This window comes from Paludibacterium sp. (genome assembly GCF_019232825.1).
In the GTDB taxonomy this organism is placed as follows: Bacteria; Pseudomonadota; Gammaproteobacteria; order Burkholderiales; family Chromobacteriaceae; genus Paludibacterium.
In genome coordinates, this window is record NZ_JAFAND010000138.1 from 1 (window position 1) to 22,454 (window position 22,454).

General features: G+C 62.2%; 23 protein-coding genes. 6 read left to right on the plus strand and 17 right to left on the minus strand.

The features are described 5' to 3' along the window. Both JOZ06_RS17890 and JOZ06_RS17895 read right to left on the minus strand, forming a co-directional pair. Positions 1-703: arginine deiminase family protein (locus tag JOZ06_RS17890; RefSeq protein WP_293234908.1), on the minus strand; the 703-nt coding region annotated here is incomplete at its 3' end. 505 nt (positions 704-1,208) lie between these two features. Beyond that, entirely contained in the window at positions 1,209-2,237 is a 1,029-nt protein-coding gene (locus JOZ06_RS17895; protein ID WP_293234910.1) for a CDP-6-deoxy-delta-3,4-glucoseen reductase, read from the minus strand. A gap of 38 nt (positions 2,238-2,275) precedes the next feature. Between JOZ06_RS17895 and JOZ06_RS17900 the strand changes: the two genes are divergently transcribed. Together JOZ06_RS17900 and trmB are read left to right on the plus strand one after the other, a co-directional pair. Next, positions 2,276-3,163 carry an NAD-dependent epimerase/dehydratase family protein gene (locus JOZ06_RS17900; protein WP_293234912.1) on the plus strand — a complete coding sequence of 296 codons (888 nt, stop codon included), beginning with the start codon at positions 2,276-2,278 and terminating at the stop codon, positions 3,161-3,163. Positions 3,164-3,198: 35 nt separating this feature from the next. Continuing rightward, positions 3,199-3,885: a tRNA (guanosine(46)-N7)-methyltransferase TrmB gene (gene trmB / locus JOZ06_RS17905; protein WP_293234914.1), complete on the plus strand. Its 687-nt coding sequence runs from the start codon at positions 3,199-3,201 to the stop codon at positions 3,883-3,885. On the opposite strand, the gene JOZ06_RS17910 is transcribed toward trmB, so the two are convergent. Then, complete coding sequence (locus JOZ06_RS17910; protein ID WP_293234916.1) at positions 3,882-4,364, minus strand: glutathione peroxidase; 483 nt, start codon at positions 4,362-4,364, stop codon at positions 3,882-3,884. The genes trmB and JOZ06_RS17910 overlap by 4 nt on opposite strands. A gap of 55 nt (positions 4,365-4,419) precedes the next feature. Between JOZ06_RS17910 and JOZ06_RS17915 the strand changes: the two genes are divergently transcribed. After that, positions 4,420-4,890: a DUF1841 family protein gene (locus JOZ06_RS17915; protein ID WP_293234918.1), complete on the plus strand. Its 471-nt coding sequence runs from the start codon at positions 4,420-4,422 to the stop codon at positions 4,888-4,890. Between the two features lie 148 nt (positions 4,891-5,038). Here JOZ06_RS17915 and JOZ06_RS17920 read toward each other — a convergent pair whose 3' ends face one another. Beyond that, positions 5,039-5,989, minus strand: a complete 951-nt coding sequence (locus tag JOZ06_RS17920) for a D-2-hydroxyacid dehydrogenase (RefSeq protein WP_293234920.1) — start codon at positions 5,987-5,989, stop codon at positions 5,039-5,041. Positions 5,990-6,038: 49 nt separating this feature from the next. Next, positions 6,039-6,821, minus strand: a complete 783-nt coding sequence (locus JOZ06_RS17925; protein ID WP_293234922.1) for a DUF2189 domain-containing protein — start codon at positions 6,819-6,821, stop codon at positions 6,039-6,041. 138 nt (positions 6,822-6,959) lie between these two features. Between JOZ06_RS17925 and JOZ06_RS17930 the strand changes: the two genes are divergently transcribed. Next, a complete protein-coding gene (locus JOZ06_RS17930) occupies positions 6,960-7,289 on the plus strand; it encodes an FKBP-type peptidyl-prolyl cis-trans isomerase (protein WP_293234924.1) in 330 nt (109 codons plus the stop codon). 11 nt (positions 7,290-7,300) lie between these two features. On the opposite strand, the gene JOZ06_RS17935 is transcribed toward JOZ06_RS17930, so the two are convergent. Next, positions 7,301-7,954, minus strand: a complete 654-nt coding sequence (locus JOZ06_RS17935; protein ID WP_293234926.1) for a DedA family protein — start codon at positions 7,952-7,954, stop codon at positions 7,301-7,303. 109 nt (positions 7,955-8,063) lie between these two features. Between JOZ06_RS17935 and alr the strand changes: the two genes are divergently transcribed. Then, the gene (gene alr, locus JOZ06_RS17940; protein ID WP_293234928.1) at positions 8,064-9,137 is read left to right on the plus strand and encodes an alanine racemase; all 1,074 of its coding nucleotides are present in this window, start codon (positions 8,064-8,066) and stop codon (positions 9,135-9,137) included. A gap of 127 nt (positions 9,138-9,264) precedes the next feature. Here the strand turns inward: alr and glmM are convergent, their stop codons facing one another. The 4 genes from glmM to rlmE form a co-directional block, all read right to left on the minus strand. Continuing rightward, complete coding sequence (glmM, locus tag JOZ06_RS17945; RefSeq protein WP_293234930.1) at positions 9,265-10,596, minus strand: phosphoglucosamine mutase; 1,332 nt, start codon at positions 10,594-10,596, stop codon at positions 9,265-9,267. Further along, positions 10,593-11,456, minus strand: a complete 864-nt coding sequence (folP, locus tag JOZ06_RS17950; RefSeq protein WP_293234950.1) for a dihydropteroate synthase — start codon at positions 11,454-11,456, stop codon at positions 10,593-10,595. Before folP ends, glmM begins: the two co-directional genes overlap by 4 nt. Before the next feature lie 43 nt (positions 11,457-11,499). Then, a complete protein-coding gene (gene ftsH, locus JOZ06_RS17955; protein ID WP_293234932.1) occupies positions 11,500-13,386 on the minus strand; it encodes an ATP-dependent zinc metalloprotease FtsH in 1,887 nt (628 codons plus the stop codon). Between the two features lie 385 nt (positions 13,387-13,771). Further along, positions 13,772-14,389 carry a 23S rRNA (uridine(2552)-2'-O)-methyltransferase RlmE gene (gene rlmE / locus JOZ06_RS17960; RefSeq protein ID WP_293234934.1) on the minus strand — a complete coding sequence of 206 codons (618 nt, stop codon included), beginning with the start codon at positions 14,387-14,389 and terminating at the stop codon, positions 13,772-13,774. 107 nt (positions 14,390-14,496) lie between these two features. Here rlmE and yhbY point away from each other — a divergent pair, with 107 nt between their 5' ends. Next, positions 14,497-14,817 (plus strand): ribosome assembly RNA-binding protein YhbY, encoded by a 321-nt coding sequence (gene yhbY / locus JOZ06_RS17965; RefSeq protein WP_293234952.1) that lies wholly within the window; start codon positions 14,497-14,499, stop codon positions 14,815-14,817. A gap of 31 nt (positions 14,818-14,848) precedes the next feature. On the opposite strand, the gene JOZ06_RS17970 is transcribed toward yhbY, so the two are convergent. The 7 genes from JOZ06_RS17970 to JOZ06_RS18000 all read right to left on the minus strand — a co-directional run. Further along, positions 14,849-15,286, minus strand: coding sequence for a DUF4149 domain-containing protein (locus JOZ06_RS17970; RefSeq protein WP_293234936.1), 438 nt, complete (start codon positions 15,284-15,286; stop codon positions 14,849-14,851). A 13-nt stretch (positions 15,287-15,299) separates the two neighbouring features. After that, entirely contained in the window at positions 15,300-15,776 is a 477-nt protein-coding gene (gene greA, locus JOZ06_RS17975) for a transcription elongation factor GreA (RefSeq protein ID WP_293234938.1), read from the minus strand. Between the two features lie 143 nt (positions 15,777-15,919). Next, complete coding sequence (gene carB, locus JOZ06_RS17980) at positions 15,920-19,138, minus strand: carbamoyl-phosphate synthase large subunit (protein ID WP_293234940.1); 3,219 nt, start codon at positions 19,136-19,138, stop codon at positions 15,920-15,922. Between the two features lie 31 nt (positions 19,139-19,169). After that, on the minus strand, positions 19,170-19,820 hold the full coding sequence (leuE, locus tag JOZ06_RS17985; RefSeq protein WP_293234942.1) for a leucine efflux protein LeuE: 651 nt from the start codon (positions 19,818-19,820) through the stop codon (positions 19,170-19,172). A 21-nt stretch (positions 19,821-19,841) separates the two neighbouring features. Then, on the minus strand, positions 19,842-20,993 hold the full coding sequence (gene carA, locus JOZ06_RS17990) for a glutamine-hydrolyzing carbamoyl-phosphate synthase small subunit (RefSeq protein ID WP_293234944.1): 1,152 nt from the start codon (positions 20,991-20,993) through the stop codon (positions 19,842-19,844). A gap of 263 nt (positions 20,994-21,256) precedes the next feature. Further along, positions 21,257-22,264: a T6SS immunity protein Tli4 family protein gene (locus JOZ06_RS17995; protein WP_293234946.1), complete on the minus strand. Its 1,008-nt coding sequence runs from the start codon at positions 22,262-22,264 to the stop codon at positions 21,257-21,259. Between the two features lie 10 nt (positions 22,265-22,274). Continuing rightward, on the minus strand, positions 22,275-22,454 hold a 180-nt coding region (locus tag JOZ06_RS18000), incomplete at its 5' end, for a hypothetical protein (protein WP_293234948.1).

The window sequence follows — 22,454 nt, forward strand, 5'->3', positions numbered from 1 at the left end:
TGCGCTCGCCCATGCCGATCAGGACCACGCCGTTGCCGATCGGCATCACGTCGCCGCCTTCCAGCGTCGCCAGACCGTAGTCCTTGTCGCTGTCGCCCCACCATACGTTCACCTTGCCGGCGAAATACGGGTGGAACTGGTAAACCGCCTGCAACAGCAGGGTTTCCTGACGGCGCGCCGGCCAGTACATCGGGTTGAGCGTCACGCCTTCGTACATCCAGCAGGTGGTATCGCGCTGGAACAAGATGTTCGGCACCGGCGGCAGCACAAAGTCGGAGCGATCGAGGTAACCGCCGAACAGGCCCTTGGCGTCGAACGGCAGCTCGAACTTGGCGATACCGCCGATCATGTACTCGGCCAGTTGCGCGGACGGCATTTCGTCGAGCCAGGCGCGCAGTTCCTTCTGCATGCCGATGCCGACGTTATCGGGCTTCACCTTGCGGTCCAACAGCCAGCCGCGGCCCGCCTTGTCGTCCAGCACTTTGCCCAGCGCATCCATGAGTTCGACCACCTCGATGCCGCGCGAGCGCATTTGTTCGACGAAGAACGCGTGATCTTGCTGGGCGCGTTCCACCCAAATCACGTCATCGAACAGCAAGCTATCACAGTTGGCAGGGGTCAGACGTTTGTGAGCCAGATTGGGACGGCTGACGAGAACACTTCGCAGCTTGCCGCATTCCGAATGGACACCAAACTTGGTCATGTTGCACTCCTTGGACTTGCATCCAAATGGGTTTTGGCGGTCACCGCCCGGCGACCGCTTCGCGGGGTGTGGATGGCGGCCGGCGCAACCCTCTCACGCCGGCGGAATATGCCGCAGCTATTGAAAAGCGGCATACGTTTATGAGCTAAATATTATTAAATAATTAAACAGTAAGATAGCCGTCCAAGCTCTGCGACGGGACCGCCTCAGCAAACCCGACCCCTTGACCCAGCTCGATATTTTGCAATTTTCATATGTAAAAAAATGGCAGCGCCTTGCGGCACGCATGAAATATTGCGTCGCAACAAAAAAGAGATAACAAAATAAAATCAATTAATTACAGCGCGACCTACCGGCAAGAACCGCGGCAGCGCGTTTTGACGTGGCACATCACATGCCCGCGATGAAAGCGCACATGGCGCCGTATTAGGGCGCCATGCGGCAAAAAATGCGACCCGAAACAGATATTCCGGGTCGCATTTGGGCAAGACCAAATTCGGCGCTTTTATCTGCCCTGCATGTCCTTGGCCAAGAAGAACGCATCGGAGAAGAATTCGTTCTCCGGCAGGCCGCGCTCGGCGGTAAAACTGCGGTGCGCAGCCTCCACCATCACCGGCGCGCCGCAGGCATAAACCTGGTAGCCGGACAGGTCGGCGAAGTCGTCCAACACCGCCTGATGTACGAAGCCGGTACGGCCCTGCCAGCCATCGCTCCCGCCGACCTCGGACAAAACCGGCACGTAGCGGAACAGATCGGGGTGCTCGGCCTGCCAACGCTCGGCCAATGCCGACAGATAAAGGTCGGGCTGAGTGCGCGCCCCCCAATACAACACCATGGGACGCTTGCTACCGGCAAACAAAGCATGTTCGACGATGCCCTTGATCGGCGCGAAGCCCGTGCCGCTGGCCAGCAACAAGATCGGTTTGTCGGAATCCTCACGCATGAAGAACGAGCCCATCGGCCCTTTGAAACGCATGATCTCGCGTTCCTTCATCTGGTTGAAGACATATTCCGAGAATGAACCGCCCGGCTGATGACGGATGTGCAATTCGATGAAGGCGTCGTCATGCGGCGCATTGGCAATGGAGAAACTACGCTTGTTGCCATCCTTCATCAGGATGTCGATGTATTGGCCGGCCAGGAACTGCAGCCGCTCGGAGACCGGCAGCTTCAGGCGCAGCACGGCGACATCGTGGATTTTCTCGATCGTTTCCACGCGGCAAGGCAAGGTCTTGATCTGAATCTGCCCGGCGCTGGTCAGCTCGTTGGCCTCGATGGTGACGTCCCCTTTGGGATGCGCGCAGCAAAACAAGGTATAGCCTTGCACGCGATCCTGCTCGGACAACGCCTGCTCGGAATAGCCGTTGGCCTCGACCTCTCCGCTGACGACCTTGCCGCGGCAAGCGCCACAGGCGCCATTGCGGCAGCCGTACGGCAGGCCGATACCCTGGCGCAGCGCCGCTTCGAGAATGGTTTCACCGGCTTCGACACCAAACGCATGCCCGCTCGGTTGCACTTTGACTTGAGATACCATCTTGCCCTTACCTTGAATTCGCTAAAATAGTGAGCATCATGCAGACACTTCTCATTGCCGGTCTGGGCGACGTGGCCCGCCGGGCGGTACCGCTGCTGCGCGGACACTGGCGCTTGCTCGCGCTGACGCACACGGCGGATCAGCGACAATCGGCGCGCGACCTAGGTATCGTGCCTATCCTCGCCGATCTCGACGATGCCGCAAGTCTCGCCCGGCTCGCGGGCCTGGCGCAGGCCGTGCTATACACCGCGCCGCCGCCGTCAAGCACAACGCATGACCCGCGCTTGCTTAACCTATTGTCTGCGTTGAGAAAAGCCGACAGCATACCACAGCGCCTGGTCTATATCAGCACTTCGGGCGTCTATGGCAACCGCGACGGACAGTGGATCGACGAGTGCGCGCCATGCCGCCCCGCCACCGCGCGGGCGCGCCGCCGCCTGGCCGCCGAGCGCTGTCTGCGCCGCGCCGCCGCCTGGCCGATGGCCGTGACGATCCTGCGCGCGCCAGGCATCTACGCCGGCGACCGGCTGCCGCTGGCGCGGCTTCACGCCGGCACGCCGGTCGCCATGGCCGAGGACGACAGTTACGGCAACCACATCCATGCCGACGATCTGGCGCGCCTGTGCGCGCTGGCTTTGCGGCGCCGAGGCGGCATCCGGATCTATAACGCCTGCGACGACGAGCCGATCCGCTTTGGCGACTGGTTCGACCTGCTGGCCGAGCGCTTCGGACTACCCCGTCCTCCCCGGCTGCCGTTGGCGACGCTGCAACAGAGCCTCACCCCGGTGCAAGCCTCGTTTCTGGCCGAATCGCGCCGCCTCGACAACCGCCGGCTCAAACGGGAATTGGGCGCCGCACTGCGCTATCCCTCGGTGCGCGCGTTTCTCGCCGACGCCACGCTCGCTCTGGACGGCAAGATTCGGTAACATCACCTGTTTTTGGATTTTTGACGGTCTACACGATGGAAAACCCGGATTTTCAACGGCATATTCGCAGCTTCGTCTTGCGGCAAGGCCACCTGTCGGAAGCGCAGAAGCGCGCGATGGATAACGGCATGCCGCGTTGGGGCATCGACTACCGGCCCGCCGCGCTGGATTTGGCCCAGGCCTTTGGTCGCGAGGCGCCGAAGATCCTGGAGATCGGCTTCGGCATGGGCGCCGCCACCGCCGAGATCGCCGAGCAAAACCCCGGCAACGATTATCTGGGCATCGAGGTACACTCGCCGGGCGTGGGCAACCTGCTCAAGCTGATCGACGAGAAGCAGCTCGCCAATCTGCGCCTGATCCGCCACGATGCGGTCGAGGTCATCGACCACATGCTGGCCGATGGCTGTCTGGACGGTATCCACATCTTTTTCCCCGACCCGTGGCCGAAGAAACGCCACCACAAGCGCCGGCTGATTCAGTCGCCCTTGATCGCCAAGCTCGCGCGCAAGCTCAAGCCTGGCGGCTACCTGCACGCCGCCACCGATTGGGAAGAGTACGCTCAGCAGATGCTGGACGTGTTCAGCCACGAGCCGCTGTTGACCAACAGCGTGGCCGAAGGCTTCGCGCCGCGACCGGACTACCGCCCGCTCACCAAGTTCGAGCTGCGCGGCATTCGCCTCGGCCACGGCGTGTGGGACGTGATTTTCAAGCGCGCATCCTAGCCGCGCCGGAATAGGCGGTTGATGTCGTCCACCAATTCATACGGCTCAACCGCCGGCTCGTACCGCTTGATCAGCCGTCCCTGTTGATCGATCAGAAATTTGGTGAAATTCCATTTCACCGGCTGGGGATGGCTGCCGCCCGCCTGGGTCAGCCACTGCCACACCGCCGAGGCCTCGGGCCCATTCACCGGGCCTTTCGCCATCAGCGGAAAGGTGACGCCGAAACGTGTTTGGCAGAAATCGAGGATCGCGGCATCGCCGCCGGGCTCCTGGCCGCCGAATTGATTGCAGGGGAAGGCCAGCACGGTAAACGGATCCTGGCCGAAATGCTGTTGCAGTTCCTGCAGGCCGGCGTATTGCCGGGTATAACCGCATTCGCTGGCGGTATTGACCACCAACACCACTTTATCGGCGTAAGCCGACATCGATTGCATGCCGCCGTCAGCGGCCGCTACGCTGAAGTCATGGAACGTGGGCATGGCAAACCTCCATCGAGTATAATTTGGACTTCCCCTTTTTCCCCGGGCTGTTTCGATGTTCAACCCAAGCCGTCAAGACGCGCGTCGCTTTTTCTTTGATATCTGGTCGAAGCACAAAGCGCAAGAAGCCCTGGGCGACCTGGAGCGCCAAACCCTGGGTATCCTGTTCGCCCACCCCGAGTACCAGCCGATCGTCGACCACCCCGATCGCTATATGGAGCAGGAGTGGCCGCCGGAACTCGGCGAAACCAACCCCTTTCTGCACATGAGTCTGCATCTGGCCATCGAGGAACAGCGCACGATCGACCAACCCTTCGGTATCCGCTCGCTCTACGCGCAGCTGGCGCTGCGCCTCGGCGACGAGCACGCGGCCCAGCACGCGATGATGGATTGCCTGGCGGAGATGATTTGGCAGGCGCAGCGCGCGCAGACGCCCCCCGACGTCAACGTCTATCTCAGTGCGGTCCGCGCCCGGCTCGGCATGGGCGCGGAAGACGCGCCGCGCCCGACGCTCGATCAGCTCTAAGAAGCACTCTGCTAGCGGTATTTGGTGCAATGCCGCGCGTCGCGCGGCGATTGCACCCTACGGCCTCGGACATGTCGTCGCGTAGGGTGCACTCGCCGAAGGCAGTGCACCACAGGCACGCGCGTCGCCATGCCCCATCTCTTTCACGCTAAACCACCCGGTTACGCGCCTCGCCCGCCAGAAAAGCCGTCACGTTGTCGACCACCTGCGCGGCCAAACGCGCCATCGCTTGCTCGCTGGCCCAGGCCACATGCGGCGTGACGATCAAATTCGGCAAAGCGCTCGACAATAGCGGCGCATCGGCGGGCGGCGGCTCGACACGCAACACGTCGAGCCCGGCGCCGCCCAGATGACCGCTCTCCAGCGCTTGCAACAGCGCGGTTTCCTCCACCAACTCGCCCCGCGCGGTGTTGATCAACAGCGCGCCGCGCTTCATCGCCGCCAGTTCCGCTCGGCCGATCAATCCGCGGGTTTCCGGCGTTAGCAGACAATGCAAGGACAGCACGTCCGCACGCGCCAGTCCCTCTTCGAAACGGCAATACCCCGGCCTGGGCGACGCCACGCCCTTGCGCTCGGCAAACAACACCGTCATGCCGAACGCGCGCGCACGGGCCGCCAACGCCTGCCCGATCCCCCCGGAGCCGACAACCACCAAACAGGCGCCGCCAAGATCGCGCACCGGCGCCTCGTAAAGACAAAACTGGCGCGAACGCGACCACGCTCCGGCGCGCACCGCGTCCAAATACGCCGGCATGCCGCGCGACAACGCCAGCATCAGCATGAAAGCATGCTCGGCTACCGTGTCGTCGCCATAATGGCGCACATTGTTCACGGCGATCTTCAAGTCGCGGCAAGCCGCCAAATCGACGTTATTGACGCCAGTGGCGGCCACGGCGATCAGTTTGAGCCGCGGCAAGCCCTGCAACAGCGCGCGACTCAGCGGCGCCTTGTTGACAATCAGCACCTCGGCGTCGGCGCAACGCGCCGGCAGCTCGTCCGGCGCGGTCTCGGCAAAACAAGTCAGTCGATGGGAAAAAAGAAATTCGGGCAATGGGACAGGCAGGCTGTCCCGGTCCGGAAAGACAATGTGGACGGTCATGCGCTACACACCTCAGGAGGGAGCGAACCCATCCCGAGGCGGGTTCGCGTCAATGTTCGAATGCCACCATATCGCGGTAGGCGTGCCACGTCGCCAAGCCGACGAGCGGCATGACGAACAATAGGCCGACAAAATAGGTCAAGAGCCCCACGCCGGTCAGCAACACGATGATAGCCGCCCACCAAGCCATTGTCTTGAGGTTGCGTTGCACCACCATGAAGCTGGTCAACATCGCCGTCACCGTGTCGACCTCCTTATCCAGCATCATCGGCACCGACACCACGCTGGCGACGAAAGTCACCAGCGCGAACAGGAAGCCGGCGGCGAAGTAGACCAGCAAGAACACGATATTTTGCGGATCGAGCAGCCTCGCCACGATATCGTCGAGCGACGGTAGCGCCGCATAATCGTAGAACAGCGCAAACACCAATAACGACACGCGAAACCAGGTAAATGCCATCACCGCCAGCAACGCTGCGTACAGCGTGAACGCCTGGACGTTGCCGCGCCAGGCGACCATGCTGCGGCGCAACGACACGCGTTCGTGCCGTTTCACGCCTTCGCGCTGCCTCGCCAAATCGTACAGGCCGATCGCCAGAAACGGGCCGGCCAGCAGAAAGGCCGTGGACAGCGCCAGCACGTACGCCGGCGCCATGGTGAAGTAATACAGCAGCACATAGCCCATCAAGACAAATAACGCCCCATAGAACAGCGTGTCCGCGGGCGCGCGGCGGATGTCCTCCACCGCTTGGCGCAGCCAGTGGCGGATGCGGCTCGGCGCCGCTTGGCGAATAACGATGTGTTCGGTAACGGTATCGTGAATCAGATCCATGTTGCCTCCGGTTATGAATTCCTATTTGAGAACGCCTCTCTGTTTCATTCATATAACCCCGACAGGCGAAAAACAACCTAGTCGATACGTCGCGCCTGCTACAATCCGCAGCGGCGTACTTTACTTACTGGAAACGACATGACCACTGAACTGATTATCGAAGACATCACGGTTGGCGAAGGCACTGAAGCGACGCCGGGCAAGGAAGTGACCGTACACTACACCGGCTGGCTGCTCGACGGCGCCAAGTTCGACTCGAGCCGCGACCGCTATCAGCCGTTCAGCTTCCCGCTAGGCGCGGGGCATGTCATCAAGGGATGGGACCAGGGGGTGGCCGGCATGAAGGTTGGCGGCGTGCGCAAACTGACCATTCCGGCGGAGCTCGGCTATGGCGCGCGCGGCGCCGGCGGGGTCATCCCGCCGCACGCCGTGCTGGTATTCGAAGTGGAATTGCTGCAGGTCGATTAACGGCTGTCCCGTCACTCGTCGCCCGCTTTGGCGGGCGACGGCGCCTTCTCCAGCCGCAGCGCGTGTTTTTTGCGCGCGCGGCGAATCAGATAAACGCCCAAAAGAATGGCCGCCGTGGCCAAGGTCAGAATGCCGGCCTGGCCGCGATGGATCCAGGTCAACAGCACGTCGCGGTTGGCGGCGCCGAAATAACCCATATACACCCACAACGGCACCGAGATCAGGGCGGCAAAGCCATCCAGCAGCAAAAAGCGCCAATACGGCACCCGCCGCGTCATGCCGGCGGTAATGAAAATCGGCGAGCGCAGCCCCGGCAGAAAGCGCGCAACGAACAACACCCAGTGGCCATACCGGCTGAACTGCTGCTGCACGCCGCGAAAGCGCGCGGGCGTCAATACGCGTGCGATGGGTTTGAACTGCAGCACGCGCTTGCCGAGCTTGCGCCCGAGCAAAAACATCGCGCCGTCGCCCAACAGTACGCCCACCATACCGACGACAAACATCGTGTGGACATTGGTATACCCCAAGCCGGAGATAATGCCCCCAGCCACCAGGGTGATGTCCTCGGGAATAGGAACGCCAAAACCGCACAGCAAGAGCACCGTGAACACGGCCAAGTAGCCGTAGCCGGTGAAGAAGTCGATCAGAATCTGAAGAATATCCATCTACCGTAGCCTGACTCCACCCTTGTCACAAGAAAGTGCTGATAGACAATGTTCCAGCAGGGCAAGAGCGGAATATAATAACACACCTCCTAGTGACCTGACTTCGAACATGACTCGCCCCATTCGCGTAGAGATCGATCTCTCCGCCATCAAGCACAACTACCGTCAATCGCGCGCCAAAGCACAGGGCAGCCTAGCCTATGCCGTCATCAAAGCCAATGCCTACGGCCATGGCGCGCTGGAAGTGGCCCATGCCCTGGCCGACGAGGCGGACGCCTTCGCCATGCTCAACCTCGAGGACGCCTTGGCGCTGCGCAAGGCCGGCATCCGGCAGCCGCTGGCGCTGTTGGAAGGGCCGTTCGAGAAACAAGAGACGCTATTGATGGCCGCGCACGGCATCGCCGGCGCCATCCATAGCGAGCATCAGTTGGCTTGGCTCGCGGACGGCCATTTCAAGCATGGCCAATTCGAGGCTTGGCTCAAGGTCAATAGCGGCATGAACCGCTTGGGCTTCCTGCCGCGCCAAGTACGCATGGCCGCCCAGCAGTTGCGCAATATGAACGGCGTCACGCTCAGCACCATCATGACCCACTTCGCCAGCGCCGACGACGAGCGCGGCGTGGCCGATCAATGGCAACGCTTCGAGCCCATCGCCCGGGAGAGCGGCCTGGCGATCAGCGCCGCCAACTCGGCCGCGGTGTTCCGTTACCCGCATACGCATCACGATCGCGTCCGCCCGGGCATCACCCTCTTCGGCTGTTCGCCGTTTGAAGGTCAGACCGGCCGCGACCTGGGCCTGATCCCGGCCATGACCCTTTCCGCCGATGTGATCGCCGTCCAGCATCTGCAGCCTGGCGACAATGTCGGCTACGGCTGCTGTTTTACCGCGGACAAACCCATGCGCCTTGGCATCGTCGCCTGCGGCTATGCCGACGGCTACCCGCGCGTCGCCCCCAACGGCACCCCGGTCAGCATCGACGGCGTGCGCTCGGGCACCGTCGGGCGCGTATCGATGGACATGCTGGCGGTCGACCTGACGCACATCGAGCAAGCCGGCATCGGCAGCCGTGTGGTGCTGTGGGGCGAGGATGTGCCGCTGGAGACCGTCGCCTCGGCGGTTGGCACGTTGGCCTACGAGCTGATGTGCGGCGTGACCTTGCGCGTACCCAAGCTCTACCGCTGAAACGTGGGGCCGGCTCTCACTCCCGCCGTTCAGCCTGCACGCGCATCGACTGCGGGAGTACCGGCAACACCTTGAAAGCGGGAGTAGGGGCCGGCTTTTACTCCCGCCGTTAAGGTTTTGCTTCCCTCTATACGCCCTCGATCGCGCCGGCAATCGCCCGCGCCCACTTCTCGGCCAGGTCGCTGGCGTCGGCTTCCACCATTACCCGCACCACCGGTTCGGTGCCACTCGGGCGCAACACCACGCGGCCATGGCCGTCCAGTGCCTGCTCGGCCTGAGCCAGCACGCTTTGCGAGGCTTTTTTCCAATCCTTGCCGTTCAGACGCACGTTGATCAGCGTCTGCGGGAACGGCTGCCAGTCGGCGCACACGCAGCTTAGATCCGTCGACAGTTCGTGCAGGCTGTTGAGCACCTGCAAAGCGGAGATGATGCCGTCACCGGTGCTGTGCTTGTCGAGGCACAGAATATGGCCCGAAGCCTCGCCGCCCACTTGCCAGCCCTTGGCGTGCAGCATTTCCAGCACGTAGCGGTCGCCGACCTTGGCGCGGCCGAACTCGACGCCTTGTTTCTTCAGCGCCAATTCCATGCCCATGTTGGTCATCACCGTGCCGGCGATGCCGCCCTTGAGCTCGCCGCGCGCGGCGCGCGCCTTGGCGATCACGTAAATCAGCTGGTCGCCGTCATAGACCCGTCCTTGGCGGTCGACCATCATCAGCCGGTCGCCGTCGCCATCGAGCGCGACGCCGTAGTCGGCCTCATGCTGCAGCACCGCGGCTTGCAAGGTCTTGGTGTGGGTGGCGCCGACCTTGTCGTTGATGTTGTAGCCGTTGGGCTCGCCGCCGATGACGATGACTTCGGCGCCCAACTCGTGAAACACCTTGGGGGCGATGTGATAAGTCGCGCCATGCGCGCAATCGACCACCAGCTTCAGCCCCTTCAGGTCGCGGTCGTTGGGGAAGCTGCTCTTGCAGAATTCGATATAGCGCTCGGCCGCCCCTTCGATGCGGCGCGCCCGCCCGAGGCCCGTCGACGGCTTGGTTTCCAGCGGCTCGTCCAGCATGGCTTCGATTTCCAGCTCGATCTTGTCATCGAGCTTGAGCCCGCCTTCGGCGAAGAATTTGATGCCGTTATCGTGGAACGGGTTGTGCGAAGCCGAGATCATCACCCCGGCAGACAAACGCAACGCGCGCGTCAGATAGGCAATCCCCGGCGTCGGCAACGGACCGGTCAACAGCACGTTGACGCCGGCGGCGGTGAAACCCGCCTGCAACGCGGCCTCCAGCATATAACCGGAAATCCGCGTGTCCTTGCCGATCAGCACCGTCGGGTGATGATCGCGATCATGGTTCACCAGCACGCGGCCCGCGGCATAGCCGAGTTTCAGGACGAATTCAGGGGTAATCGGAAACTGTCCGACCTCACCGCGCACACCGTCGGTGCCGAAATATTTACGGGTCATTTTTGACTATCCTGCTCGAGAGATGATTGCTGCAACGCCGCCAGCACCTGCAGTGCCTGGCGCGTTTCCTTGACATCATGCACGCGGATGATCGCCGCGCCGCGCCGCGCCGCCTCCAGCGCCGCGGCGACGCTCGCGCCCAGGCGCTGTTCCGCCACCGCTTCGCCGGTAATCGCGCCCAGCATCGATTTACGCGACAGTCCCACCAGCAGCGGTACGCCGGCGCGCTCGGCAACCGCCGGCAACGCCGCCAACAGCGCCAGGTTATGTTCCAGTGTCTTGCCAAAGCCGAAACCCGGATCGGCCAACAGGCGCTCGCGCGCGATACCCGCGTCCAGGCACAAGGCCACCCGGCGGCGCAGATAATCGCCCACCTCGGCCACCACATCTTGGTAGTGCGGCCGCTGCTGCATCGAGTCGGGATTGCCTTGTTTGTGCATCAAGCAAATGCCGGCGCGGCTATCGCGCATCAACGCCAGCGCGCCGTCGTCTTCCAGCGCCGACACATCGTTGATCAGGTCGACGCCCAGCGTCAGGCCCGCCCGCATCACCTCGCTGCGCCGCGTATCCAGCGACAGCGGAACCGGGGCGCCTTGCAAGCGTTCCAGCACCGGCAGCACGCGGTCCATTTCTTCCTGCGGGCTGACATAGGCCGCGTTCGGCCGCGTCGACTCGCCGCCGATGTCCAGCAGATCGGCGCCGTCCCGCATGAGCCGCTCGGCCTGGGCCAAGGCGTCGTCGAGCGCGCGAAAGCGCCCGCCATCGGAAAAAGAGTCGGGCGTGACGTTAAGAATCCCCATCACCAAGGGGCGGGACAGATCAAGTTGAAAGCGGCCGCATTGCATCATGGCTGTACAAATGAAAAAACTGGCGGGCATGCCCGCCAGTCGGTCTGAAAAGGATTTAGGACGCCGCCGGGGCCAGATCGCCCAGCGGAGGATTGTCTTGCTTGCCGATGCCTGCCATGCCCTTCGGCGGCGTAGGCGCCTCGCCCGCCATGATCTGATCGATCTGGCCGGTATCGATGGTTTCCCACTCCAACAGCGCTGCGGCCATGGCCTCGACTTTGTCGCGATTGCCGTCGAGCAGCGAACGCGCCAGGTTGTATTGCTCGTCGATCACGCGGCGGATTTCCTGGTCGACCTGCTGCATAGTCGCTTCGGACAAGTTTTTGTGCGTGGTGATCGAACGGCCGAGGAACACTTCGCCTTCGTTTTCGCCATACACCATCGGGCCCAGGCGGTCCGACATACCGTAGCGGGTCACCATGTCGCGCGCCATTTGCGTCGCGCGCTCGAAGTCGTTCGAAGCGCCGGTCGTCATCTGGTTCATGAACAGCTCTTCGGCAATACGGCCGCCGAACAGGATGGCGATACGGTTGAGCAGGTATTGGCGATCGTAAGCGTAACGGTCTTCTTCCGGCAGCTGCATGGTCACGCCCAGCGCGCGGCCGCGCGGGATGATGGTGACCTTGTGCACCGGATCGGTCTTGGGCAGCAATCGCGCCACGATGGCATGGCCGGACTCGTGGTAAGCGGTGTTGCGCTTCTCGTCCTCGCTCATGACCATCGACTTGCGCTCGGCGCCCATCATGATCTTGTCCTTAGCGGCCTCGAAATCCTCCATGTCCACCAAGCGCTTGTTGCGGCGCGCGGCAAACAGCGCCGCCTCGTTGACCAGGTTGGCCAAGTCGGCGCCGGAGAAGCCCGGCGTGCCGCGGGCGATGATCGCCGCCTCGACGTCGGCGGCAAACGGCACCTTGCGCATATGCACCGACAGGATCTGCTCGCGGCCGCGAATATCCGGCAGCGGCACCACGACTTGGCGGTCAAAGCGGCCAGGACGCTGCAGCGCTGGGTCGAGCACGTCCGGACGGTTGGTGGCGGCGATCACGATCACCGTGGTATTGGTGTCGAAACCATCCATTTCCACCAGCAACTGGTTGAGCGTTTGCTCGCGTTCGTCGTTGCCGCCGCCGAGGCCGGCGCCACGCTGGCGGCCGACCGCGTCGATTTCGTCGATGAAGATGATGCAGGGCGAGCTTTTCTTGGCTTGTTCGAACATGTCGCGCACGCGGGCGGCGCCGACACCGACGAACATTTCCACGAAGTCCGAACCGGAAATACTGAAGAACGGCACCTTGGCCTCGCCGGCGATGGCCTTGGCCAGCAGCGTCTTACCGGTACCGGGGCTGCCGCACAACAGGATGCCGCGGGGGATGCGCCCACCCAAGCTCTGATAACGGCTCGGATCGCGCAGGTAATCGACGATTTCCTTGACCTCTTCCTTGGCTTCGTCGCAGCCGGCGACGTCGGCGAAGGTCACGGTGTTGCTATCCTGATCGAGCATGCGCGCCTTGCTCTTGCCGAACGAGAACGCGCCCCCCTTGCCGCCGCCCTGCATCTGGCGCATGAAGAACACCCACACGCCGATCAACAGCAGCATCGGGAACCAGCTGATGAAGATGTTCATCAGCATGCTCGGCTCTTCTTCCGGCTTGGCGGCGAAACGCACGTTGTTCTTGATCAGATCGTCGACCAGTTGCGGATCGTACGGCGCATAGGTGGTAAAGGTGGAGCCGTCCGAGCGTTTGCCCTTGAGCCATTGACCACGCAGCGGATTACCCTCGATGGTAAGCGTCGTGACCTTGCCGGATTCGACGTCGCTAATGAACTGGGAATAGACGATCAGGTCCTGCGTTTCCTGCTTTTTGTTGAGCTGATTGAAAACCGTCATCAGCACAACACCAATGATGATCCAGATGGCGATATTTTTGCCGATATTGTTCACTAGCGCGGACTCCTCTGTGCCCTACTTGCTGGTTCCCGATTGATTCGGATTGTAACTCCCGGCGCGGGTAATGTCAGCGCCACCCCTGTCGAAAAGCCGTAGAGAGGATTCCCGTCCAGCTTGGCGCCGCTCCCGCGTGCGAAAACGCCACGCGGCCTGCCGGAAAACATACGTTACTCCGGATATTGGGCTGAGCCGCGCAAATTGCAAGCGCACTAAGGACCCTCTGAACAAGTTATTTACCGCTGCGGCGGCCCCTGGCGTGAGGGGATGCGCGGCGCGGGGCGCAGTGGATGGTCATTCCATCCACAAGCCGCGCAACAAAGCAGACCGACCGCCAGGCGCCGCCCCGAACACAGTGGCAAATAACTTGTTCAGAGGGTCCCTAGCGACGCCCTTTGCCCAACAGATAGATTTCGTTCGATCGATCGCGAGAGGCTTTGGGCTTGCGTGTGGCCACTTCGGCGAACAGCGCGCGCATCGCTTTCATATAATCCTGAAATTCGCTGCCCTGGAAAACCTTGACCAGGAAGTGGCCGCCAGGCTTGAGATGGTCGCGGGCAAAGTCGAGCGCCAACTCATTGAGCAGATAGCTCCTCGCCTGGTCGATGCTGCTCATGCCCGAGATATTGGGCGCCATGTCCGAAATCACCAGATCGAGCGCGCGGCCATCCAGCAGCGCCTCGAACTGTGCCAGCACGTCGTCCTCGCGGAAGTCGCCTTGAATGAAATCCACGCCCGGCACCGGATCCATCGGCAGAATGTCGAGCGCGAACACGCGCCCCGCGTCGCCGACGATGCGCGCCGCCACCTGCGACCAGCTGCCCGGCGCGCTGCCCAGATCGGCCAGCACCGTGCCCGGCCGGATCAGCTTGTCCTTGTCGTTGATCTCGAGCAGCTTGTATGCCGCACGGGCACGGTAACCATCCTTCTGCGCCTGGTGCACGTAATGATCGTTGACATGCTCTTGCAGCCAGGCATTGCTGGATTTGCTTCGTTTCATAAACCGGATGACTCTTTAGGCCAGAAATGCTTTCTGGCAACAAATTGGGATTATGGCTAAATTCTAGTAAAATCCGCTTTTAGTCAGGAATTTACTCATCCATGAAAATCGAACTTTCCACCTTTGAGCGTCAGTATCTCAAAGGCCTCGCCCATGGCATCGACCCCGTGGTCATGATCGGCAACCAAGGCCTGTCCGAAGCGGTGATGCGCGAAATCGCCATCAACCTCGACGCGCACGAGCTGATCAAGATCCGCGTGCTGGGCGACGACCGCGACGCGCGCGTGGCCATGTACGAACGCATTTGCGACGAACTCGGCGCCGCGCCGGTGCAACATATCGGCAAACTGCTGGTACTGTGGCGTCCCAGCGACAAGCAGCGCATCGTGCTGCCGAAAAGCAAGAAGGCGCTGAAAGCAGCGCCTTGATCGAACAAGGGTCTCATCGGACCCTTTTTTATTACTTGCCGCCGTCGACCTTGATCACGTAAACCAGCCCCATCAAGCTCTGCACCAGGTAGATCAGGCTGGAAATCGCATGCCAAGTGCCAAAGCCGCCGCCAAACAGCCCTTCGGCGGCATGGTTCATATGCTGTTTGAGATTGGCGATGATCGGCGACACGGCGAACTGATTGATCACCGTGCAGACCAGCATGCCGAACACCAGCCAGAACGCGGCAGTTTTCAGCCCGCGCACCCCTTCGCGCCAGATGGCGTGCACCAGCAGGAAGGTGCCGCACACCAAGCCGACCCAGGCGATCGATTGAAACAGCCGGCCGGCGACCATGCCGGCGGAGGTATGGTCGAGCATGGCGAACAAGATCGGCGTCACCAGGATACCGATGGCCCACATGCCGCCGATCCAGAAGGTTTTCGCTACCGCCTTCAAGCCATCCATGCCCGCCTCCGTGTCAGATGTACTTCACGTCCAATACTTCGTACTCGCGCACGCCGCCCGGGGCCATCACCTCGGCCACATCGCCGGACTCCTTGCCGATCAGCGCGCGGGCGATCGGCGAATTGATCGATACCTTGCCGTGCTTGATGTCGGCCTCGTCATCGCCGACGATCTGGTAGGCGACTTCGTCCTCGGTTTCGAGGTCCATCAGCGCCACGGTGGCGCCAAACACGATGCGGCCTTCGGCGTCCAACGCGGTTGGATCGATGACCTGGGCATTCGACAACTTGCTTTCCAGATCGGCGATACGACCTTCGACGAAGGCTTGCCGCTCCTTGGCGGCATCATATTCAGCATTTTCCGACAAGTCGCCGTGCGAGCGCGCTTCGGCGATGGCCTCGATCACGGCGGGGCGCTCTACGCTCTTCAGGCGCTGCAGCTCTTCTTTCAGCATTTCAGCGCCACGCACGGTCAACGGGACTTTACTCATTCTTTCTCTCCAACGGCGGAACCCCCGCCATCATCAAAAACACAAGCCGCCGTACGGGACGGCGGCTTGGCTTGCTTTACTGTTACCCCCGATTGTAACGGCAAATCGTCCGGCGTTCAAAGCCCGGCATCATGCCGTTGTCGTCAGTCGCCGGCGCCCGCCAAGAGGCCATGCAGCGCCTGCACGCTGTAGACATCGAAATCGGCCGCATGCGCGAGGCCGAGGCATACCGCCTTGGCGCCGGCCAGCGTGGTATGCAGCGGAATACGCGCCTGCAGCGCCGACCGGCGGATCGAGCGGCTGTCCTGCAGCGCTTGCCGCTTCTCGGTCACGGTGTTCACCACCAACGCGATTTCGCCGTTCTTGATCATGTCGACCACGTGCGGCCGGCCCTCGGTCACCTTGTTGACGCGTTGCACGACAATGCCGGCGTCGAGCAGGCTCTTGGCCGTGCCGCGGGTAGCGCACACGCCGAACCCCAATCGCTGCAGCTCGCGCGCGATTTCGATCACGCCGTTTTTGTCAGTGTCGCGTACCGACAACAGCACCTTGCCGGATTTGGGCAACACGTCGCCCGCGGCAAGCTGACTCTTGACGAAGGCCTCGGCAAACGTCTTGCCCACCCCCATCACCTCGCCGGTGGATTTCATTTCCGGCCCCAGCACGGTATCCACGCCGGGGAACTTGATGAAGGGGAACACCGCTTCCTTGACCGAGTAATACGCCGGCACCACCTCGCGCGCGACGCCCTGCTCGGCCAGCGTGATGCCGGCCATGGCCCGCGCCGCCACCCGCGCCAGCGGCACGCCGGTGGCTTTGGACACGAACGGCACCGTCCGGCTGGCGCGCGGGTTGACCTCCAGCACATAAATATCATCGCGCTGAATGGCGAACTGCACGTTCATCAGCCCCACCACGTTCAACGCCCGCGCCATGGCGACGGTTTGACGCCGGATCTCGTCGCACAGCGCCGGGAACAGGCTAAACGGCGGCAACGAGCAGGCCGAGTCGCCGGAATGCACACCGGCTTGCTCGATGTGCTCCATGATGCCGCCGATCACCACCCGTTCGCCGTCGGACACGCAGTCGACGTCGACCTCGATGGCATCGTTGAGGAAGCTGTCGAGCAGCACGGGGCTGTCGTTGGACACCTTCACCGCCTCGCGCATATAGCGCGAGAGGTCCTCCTCGGCATGAACGATCTCCATCGCCCGCCCGCCCAGCACATAAGACGGCCGCACTACCAGCGGATAGCCGATTTCCGCCGCCAAGCGCAGCGCTTCCTCGGGGCTCCGCGCGGTACGGTTCTTCGGCTGCTTGAGGCCCAGCTGGCGCAGCATCTGCTGGAAGCGCTCACGGTCCTCGGCGGCGTCGATCATGTCCGGCGACGTGCCGATGATCGGCACGCCATAGCGTTCCAAGGCGCGGGCGAGCTTGAGCGGCGTCTGGCCGCCGTATTGCACGATCACCCCGAACGGCGCTTCCACGTGCACGATCTCCAGCACGTCCTCCAGCGTCAGCGGTTCGAAATACAGGCGGTCGGAGGTGTCGTAATCGGTGGAAACGGTCTCCGGGTTGCAGTTGACCATGATGGTCTCGAAACCGGACTCGCGCAGCGACAGCGCCGCATGCACGCAGCAATAATCGAACTCGATGCCCTGGCCGATGCGGTTCGGTCCGCCGCCGAGCACCATGATCTTCTTCTTCGCGCTCGGCGCCGCCTCGCATTCCTCCTCGTAGGTGGAATACAGGTACGCGGTCGAGGTGGCGAATTCGGCGGCGCAAGTATCGACCCGCTTGTAGACCGGGCGCACGCCAAGCGCCCAGCGCCGCGCGCGCACCGCGGCGGCGTCGGTGCCGAGCAAGGCGGCGAGCCGTGCATCGGAAAAGCCCTTGCGCTTAAGTTGGAACAGCGCGTCGCGGTCGAGCGCATCGAGCGCGACACCGGCCAGCGCCTGTTCGTCGCGCACCAGATCCTCGATCTGCGCCAAGAACCACGGGTCGATGTGCGACTCCTCATAGACTTCGCCGAGGCTCATGCCGATGCGGAAGGCGTCGGCCACATACAGAATGCGCTCCGGCCCCGGCGCGCCGAGCTCATGGCCGATCTCTTCCGCGTCGGTCGAACGCGGGTCGAAGCCGGTCAGGCCGGTTTCCAGGCCGCGCAGCGCTTTTTGCATCGATTCCTGCAGACTGCGGCCGATGGCCATCACCTCGCCCACCGACTTCATCTGCGTGGTCAACCGATCGTCGGCCAATGGGAATTTTTCGAAGGCAAAGCGCGGAATCTTGGTGACCACGTAATCGATGGTCGGTTCGAACGACGCCGGCGTGGCGCCGCCGGTGATATCGTTCTTGAGCTCATCCAGCGTGTAGCCGACCGCGAGCTTGGCCGCCACCTTGGCGATCGGGAAGCCGGTGGCCTTGGACGCCAGGGCCGAAGAACGCGACACGCGCGGATTCATCTCGATGACGATCATGCGGCCGTCTTCGGGGTTGATGGCGAACTGAACGTTGGAACCGCCGGTATCGACGCCGATCTCGCGCAGCACCGCGATCGAGGCGTTGCGCATCAGCTGATACTCTTTATCGGTCAGCGTCTGCGCCGGCGCCACGGTGACCGAATCGCCGGTATGCACGCCCATCGGATCGAAGTTCTCGATCGAGCAGATGATGATGCAGTTGTCGTTGCGATCGCGCACCACCTCCATCTCGTATTCTTTCCAGCCGAGCACCGATTGCTCGATCAACAGCTCGTGCGTCGGCGAGGCCTCGAAGCCGCGCTCGCAGATGGCGGCAAACTCTTCGCGGTTGTAGGCGATGCCGCCGCCGGAGCCGCCCATGGTGAAGCTTGGGCGGATCAGCGTGGGGAAGCCGACTTGCGTCTGCGCCGCCAACGCCTCCTCCATGGTCTCGGCAACAAAGGACAGCGGGCAGGATAGGCCGATCTTTTCCATCGCCTCCTTGAAACGGCCGCGGTCTTCCGCCTTGTCGATGGCATCCTCAGTCGCGCCGATCAGTTCGACGCCGTAGCGCGCGAGCACGCCGTGGCGCGCCAGATCGAGTGCGCAGTTGAGCGCCGTCTGGCCGCCCATGGTCGGCAACAGCGCGTCCGGGCGCTCCTTGGCGATGATTTTCTCCAGCACCGGCCAATTGATCGGCTCGATGTAGGTCACGTCGGCCATGTCCGGATCGGTCATGATCGTGGCCGGATTGGAGTTGACCAAGATAATGCGGTAGCCCTCCTCGCGCAGCGCCTTGCAGGCCTGCGCGCCGGAATAGTCGAATTCGCACGCCTGGCCGATCACGATCGGGCCGGCGCCGATAATCAAAATGCTTTTAAGGTCTGTACGTTTAGGCATGGTTCACGCTCTTCGTTGTCTTTTTGTCACTTCAATTCAGGCTTGCCAGCGCGAGCTTGGCGCCAAATCCGAGGAACAGGGTCCCCACCCCGCCCTTGAGCACCGCCGACAGCCCTTGTCGTCGGCGGAAGGCCTGGGCGAGCCGCGTGCCGGTAAAAATCAGCGTCGACAGATACAACGCGCTGAAAAATTGCAGGATGGCGCCCAGCGCCAGGAAGGTCAGCGCCGGGTGGACATAGCTCGGATTGACGAATTGCACGAAGAACGACACGAAGAACAGGATGGCCTTGGGGTTCATCAGGCTGATGGCGAACGCGCGCGAAAACGGCCGCGACAAAGCGATCGCCGGCACCGAGGCGGCGGGCACGTCCTGACCGCGCAGACGCCAGCCGCGCCACCCGCCGCGCAACATGGCGATGCCGAGCCAAGCCAGATAAGCGCCGCCGCTGTATTTGATCACCGCGAACAGCGTCGGATTGGCTCTCAGGAGCCCCGCGGCGCCCGTGGCCGCCAACGTCATCAGCACGGTATCGCCGGCAAACACGCCGCAGGCGCCGCGAAAACCCTGCATGATGCCGCGCTGCGCGGCGACCGACAGCACGTAGAGCGAGTTCGGCCCGGGCAGCAAAACGATGATGACGACGCCGATGACGTAGGTGGTTAAATCGGTAATACCCAACATCCTGTTCTCCTTGTCGTGTCCTTAGGCGCGGGCGCGCGCACGGGCGCGCTGCTGGTCGATGGCCACGGTGAAGCGGTCGAACAGGTAAGCGACGTCCTGCGGGCCCGGGCTCGCTTCCGGGTGGCCCTGGAAGCCGAAGGCCAGCCGGTCGGTCAGGCTGATGCCCTGCACGGTGCCGTCGAACAAGCTGCGGTGCGTGACGCGCACGTTGGCCGGCAGCGAGGTTTCGTCGACGTCGAAGCCATGGTTCTGGCTGGTGATCATCACCCGGCCGCTGTCGAGATCCTGCACCGGGTGGTTGGCGCCGTGATGACCGAACTTCATTTTGCGCGTGGTGGCGCCGCTGGCCAACGCCAGCAACTGATGGCCGAGACAGATGCCGAACAGCGGCACGCGCGCGGCGAGCAGCTGTCGGATCGCGTCAATGGCGTAATCGCACGGCTCGGGATCTCCCGGGCCGTTGGACAGGAACACGCCATCGGGTTCGAGCGCCAACACGTCGGCGGCCGGCGTCGTCGCCGGCACCACGGTCAAACGGCAACCACGCTCGGCCAGCATGCGCAGAATATTGTGCTTGATGCCGAAATCGTAAGCGACCACATGGCGCGCGATATCGTGCTGCGGGGCATAGCCCTGCCCCAGGCGCCATTCGCCCTCTTGCCAGGTGTACGGCGCGGCGCAAGTCACCACGCGCGCCAGATCCTGCCCTGCCATCGAGCCGAAGGCGCGCGCCAGTTCGAGCGCGCGCGCCGGGTCGACCTCTCCGGCCATGATGGCGCCGCCTTGGGCGCCGCCCTCGCGCAGAATGCGCGTCAATCGTCGGGTGTCGATACCGCCAATCGCCACCACATTGCGTTCGATCAGGTAGTCGGACAACGATTGTCCGGCTCGGAAATTGCTGTGGAGGCGTGGCACGTCGCGCACGATGAGTCCCGATGCAAAAACGGCGCGAGATTCGTTGTCTTCCGAATTCGCGCCGACGTTGCCGATATGGGGATACGTCAAGGTGACGAGTTGCTTACAGTATGAAGGGTCACTAAGTATTTCCTGGTAACCGGTGATGGCGGTATTGAATACCACCTCGCCGGCAGTCAGGCCAGTGGCGCCGATAGCCTGCCCCGTGAAGAGGCTGCCGTCGGCCAGTGCGAGTATCGCGGCGGTTGTTGCAGACACGGCTTGCTCCTGGTGAGTCTTTTTTTGATCGCCTGACATGAATAACGGGACTGGCGCCACGCGCTCGTCCCGTTTTGCCAAACCTTTTCATGATATTGCCATCATCCTTTTCTGGCAACCGAAATTTATATTTTTGCGACATTAACGTCAAAAAAAACGACCGAAAGGACGTGAGACGTAGCGTGCGCTCGCGAAGCAGCGCACGGAAAACGGTCAGCCGCGCTCCCTCCCAAGCTTTGGAGCGGACTCAAGTAGAACAGATGCTACTGTTTTCCCTCGGTCGGGCGGATGCGGATCGATTTGACGATCCCTTCGTAGAGTGCCCGGATCTGTTGCGTACTCATTGACGATACGCCGGTGACGCCGGCCACCCCTTCCCCTGAGAAGATATTGAAGTGGATGGATGCTTTTAACGGATTGGCGACCTCTCCCAGGGTTTCCCAAACGAAGCTCTGAGCTACGCCGGTGCCGTCATCGGACGGAAACTCATCCAGCGACTCCTGGCCTGACATGCCGTTGATCACTCGATCCCCAGCGGTAATGACACGATTCTTCCCTGGGAATCGCTCGTCTACGCCACTTTCCTTCATACGCTGCAACAGCGGTTTTTCTTGCTTGAAATAGAGATCACTGGAAATGCTAAACCTCACATCGGGATGGCTTTTCAACGCAAAGCTCAACACGGCTCTTTCCGCCTGAGGGGTCTTGCCATCGTTGGCGATGAAACCATTTTCGATACAGAACCCCGGCTCGGCGGGGATGTCACGGGGTGCGCGATAGCGTATTGCCGCTAGGATATTGCGGTAATTGGCAACGATAGCATCGATGTCCTTGGCCGGAAGCCCCTCCTCGCTCAGATAAAAGAACTGCCCCGCGCCCTTCTTTTGCGATGACATCCTGACAAAAGCGTCTATCGAATAGGCGGTGGTGCTCCATAAATCCGCTTTGCCGACCACGATCTGCTTATCCCCCCCTTCGGGGTAGACACTCTTTACATATTTGAAACCACGTTTTCCTGGCTCGTTTTTTCTCTTTGTCAGCGCCGCGTTCACTTTAGCGTTGAACTCTGCGATACCAAAGCCCGTGTGAATCTTCGTCGCATAGTAGGCATTGCCTTGCCCTTTCAACTCCGCATCCAGCGGGATATCCACCAGATAACGGCCAAAGCAATACGTTTGTGTCTTATCGAACATCCCAGGCTCCGCGGCGTAAAGGGCGGGGGCGAGCACTGCGCATGCCAGCCCCAGTAAAGAGATAATGCGTCGGTTCATCGTGTGGCTTTCAGTAGGGCGACGGCGCCGGACCATGCTCCGCCACCAGGCGCGCAATGCCATACACGGTGGCTTGAATGGCGTACGGGTTGGCATAGCTGTTCTGATGGTCGAAGCCGGCAATGCGGAACACCGCTTGCGGCGGCGGTTGCAAGTGATCCAGCACTTGGGCCGAGTCGCGCGGCACGGT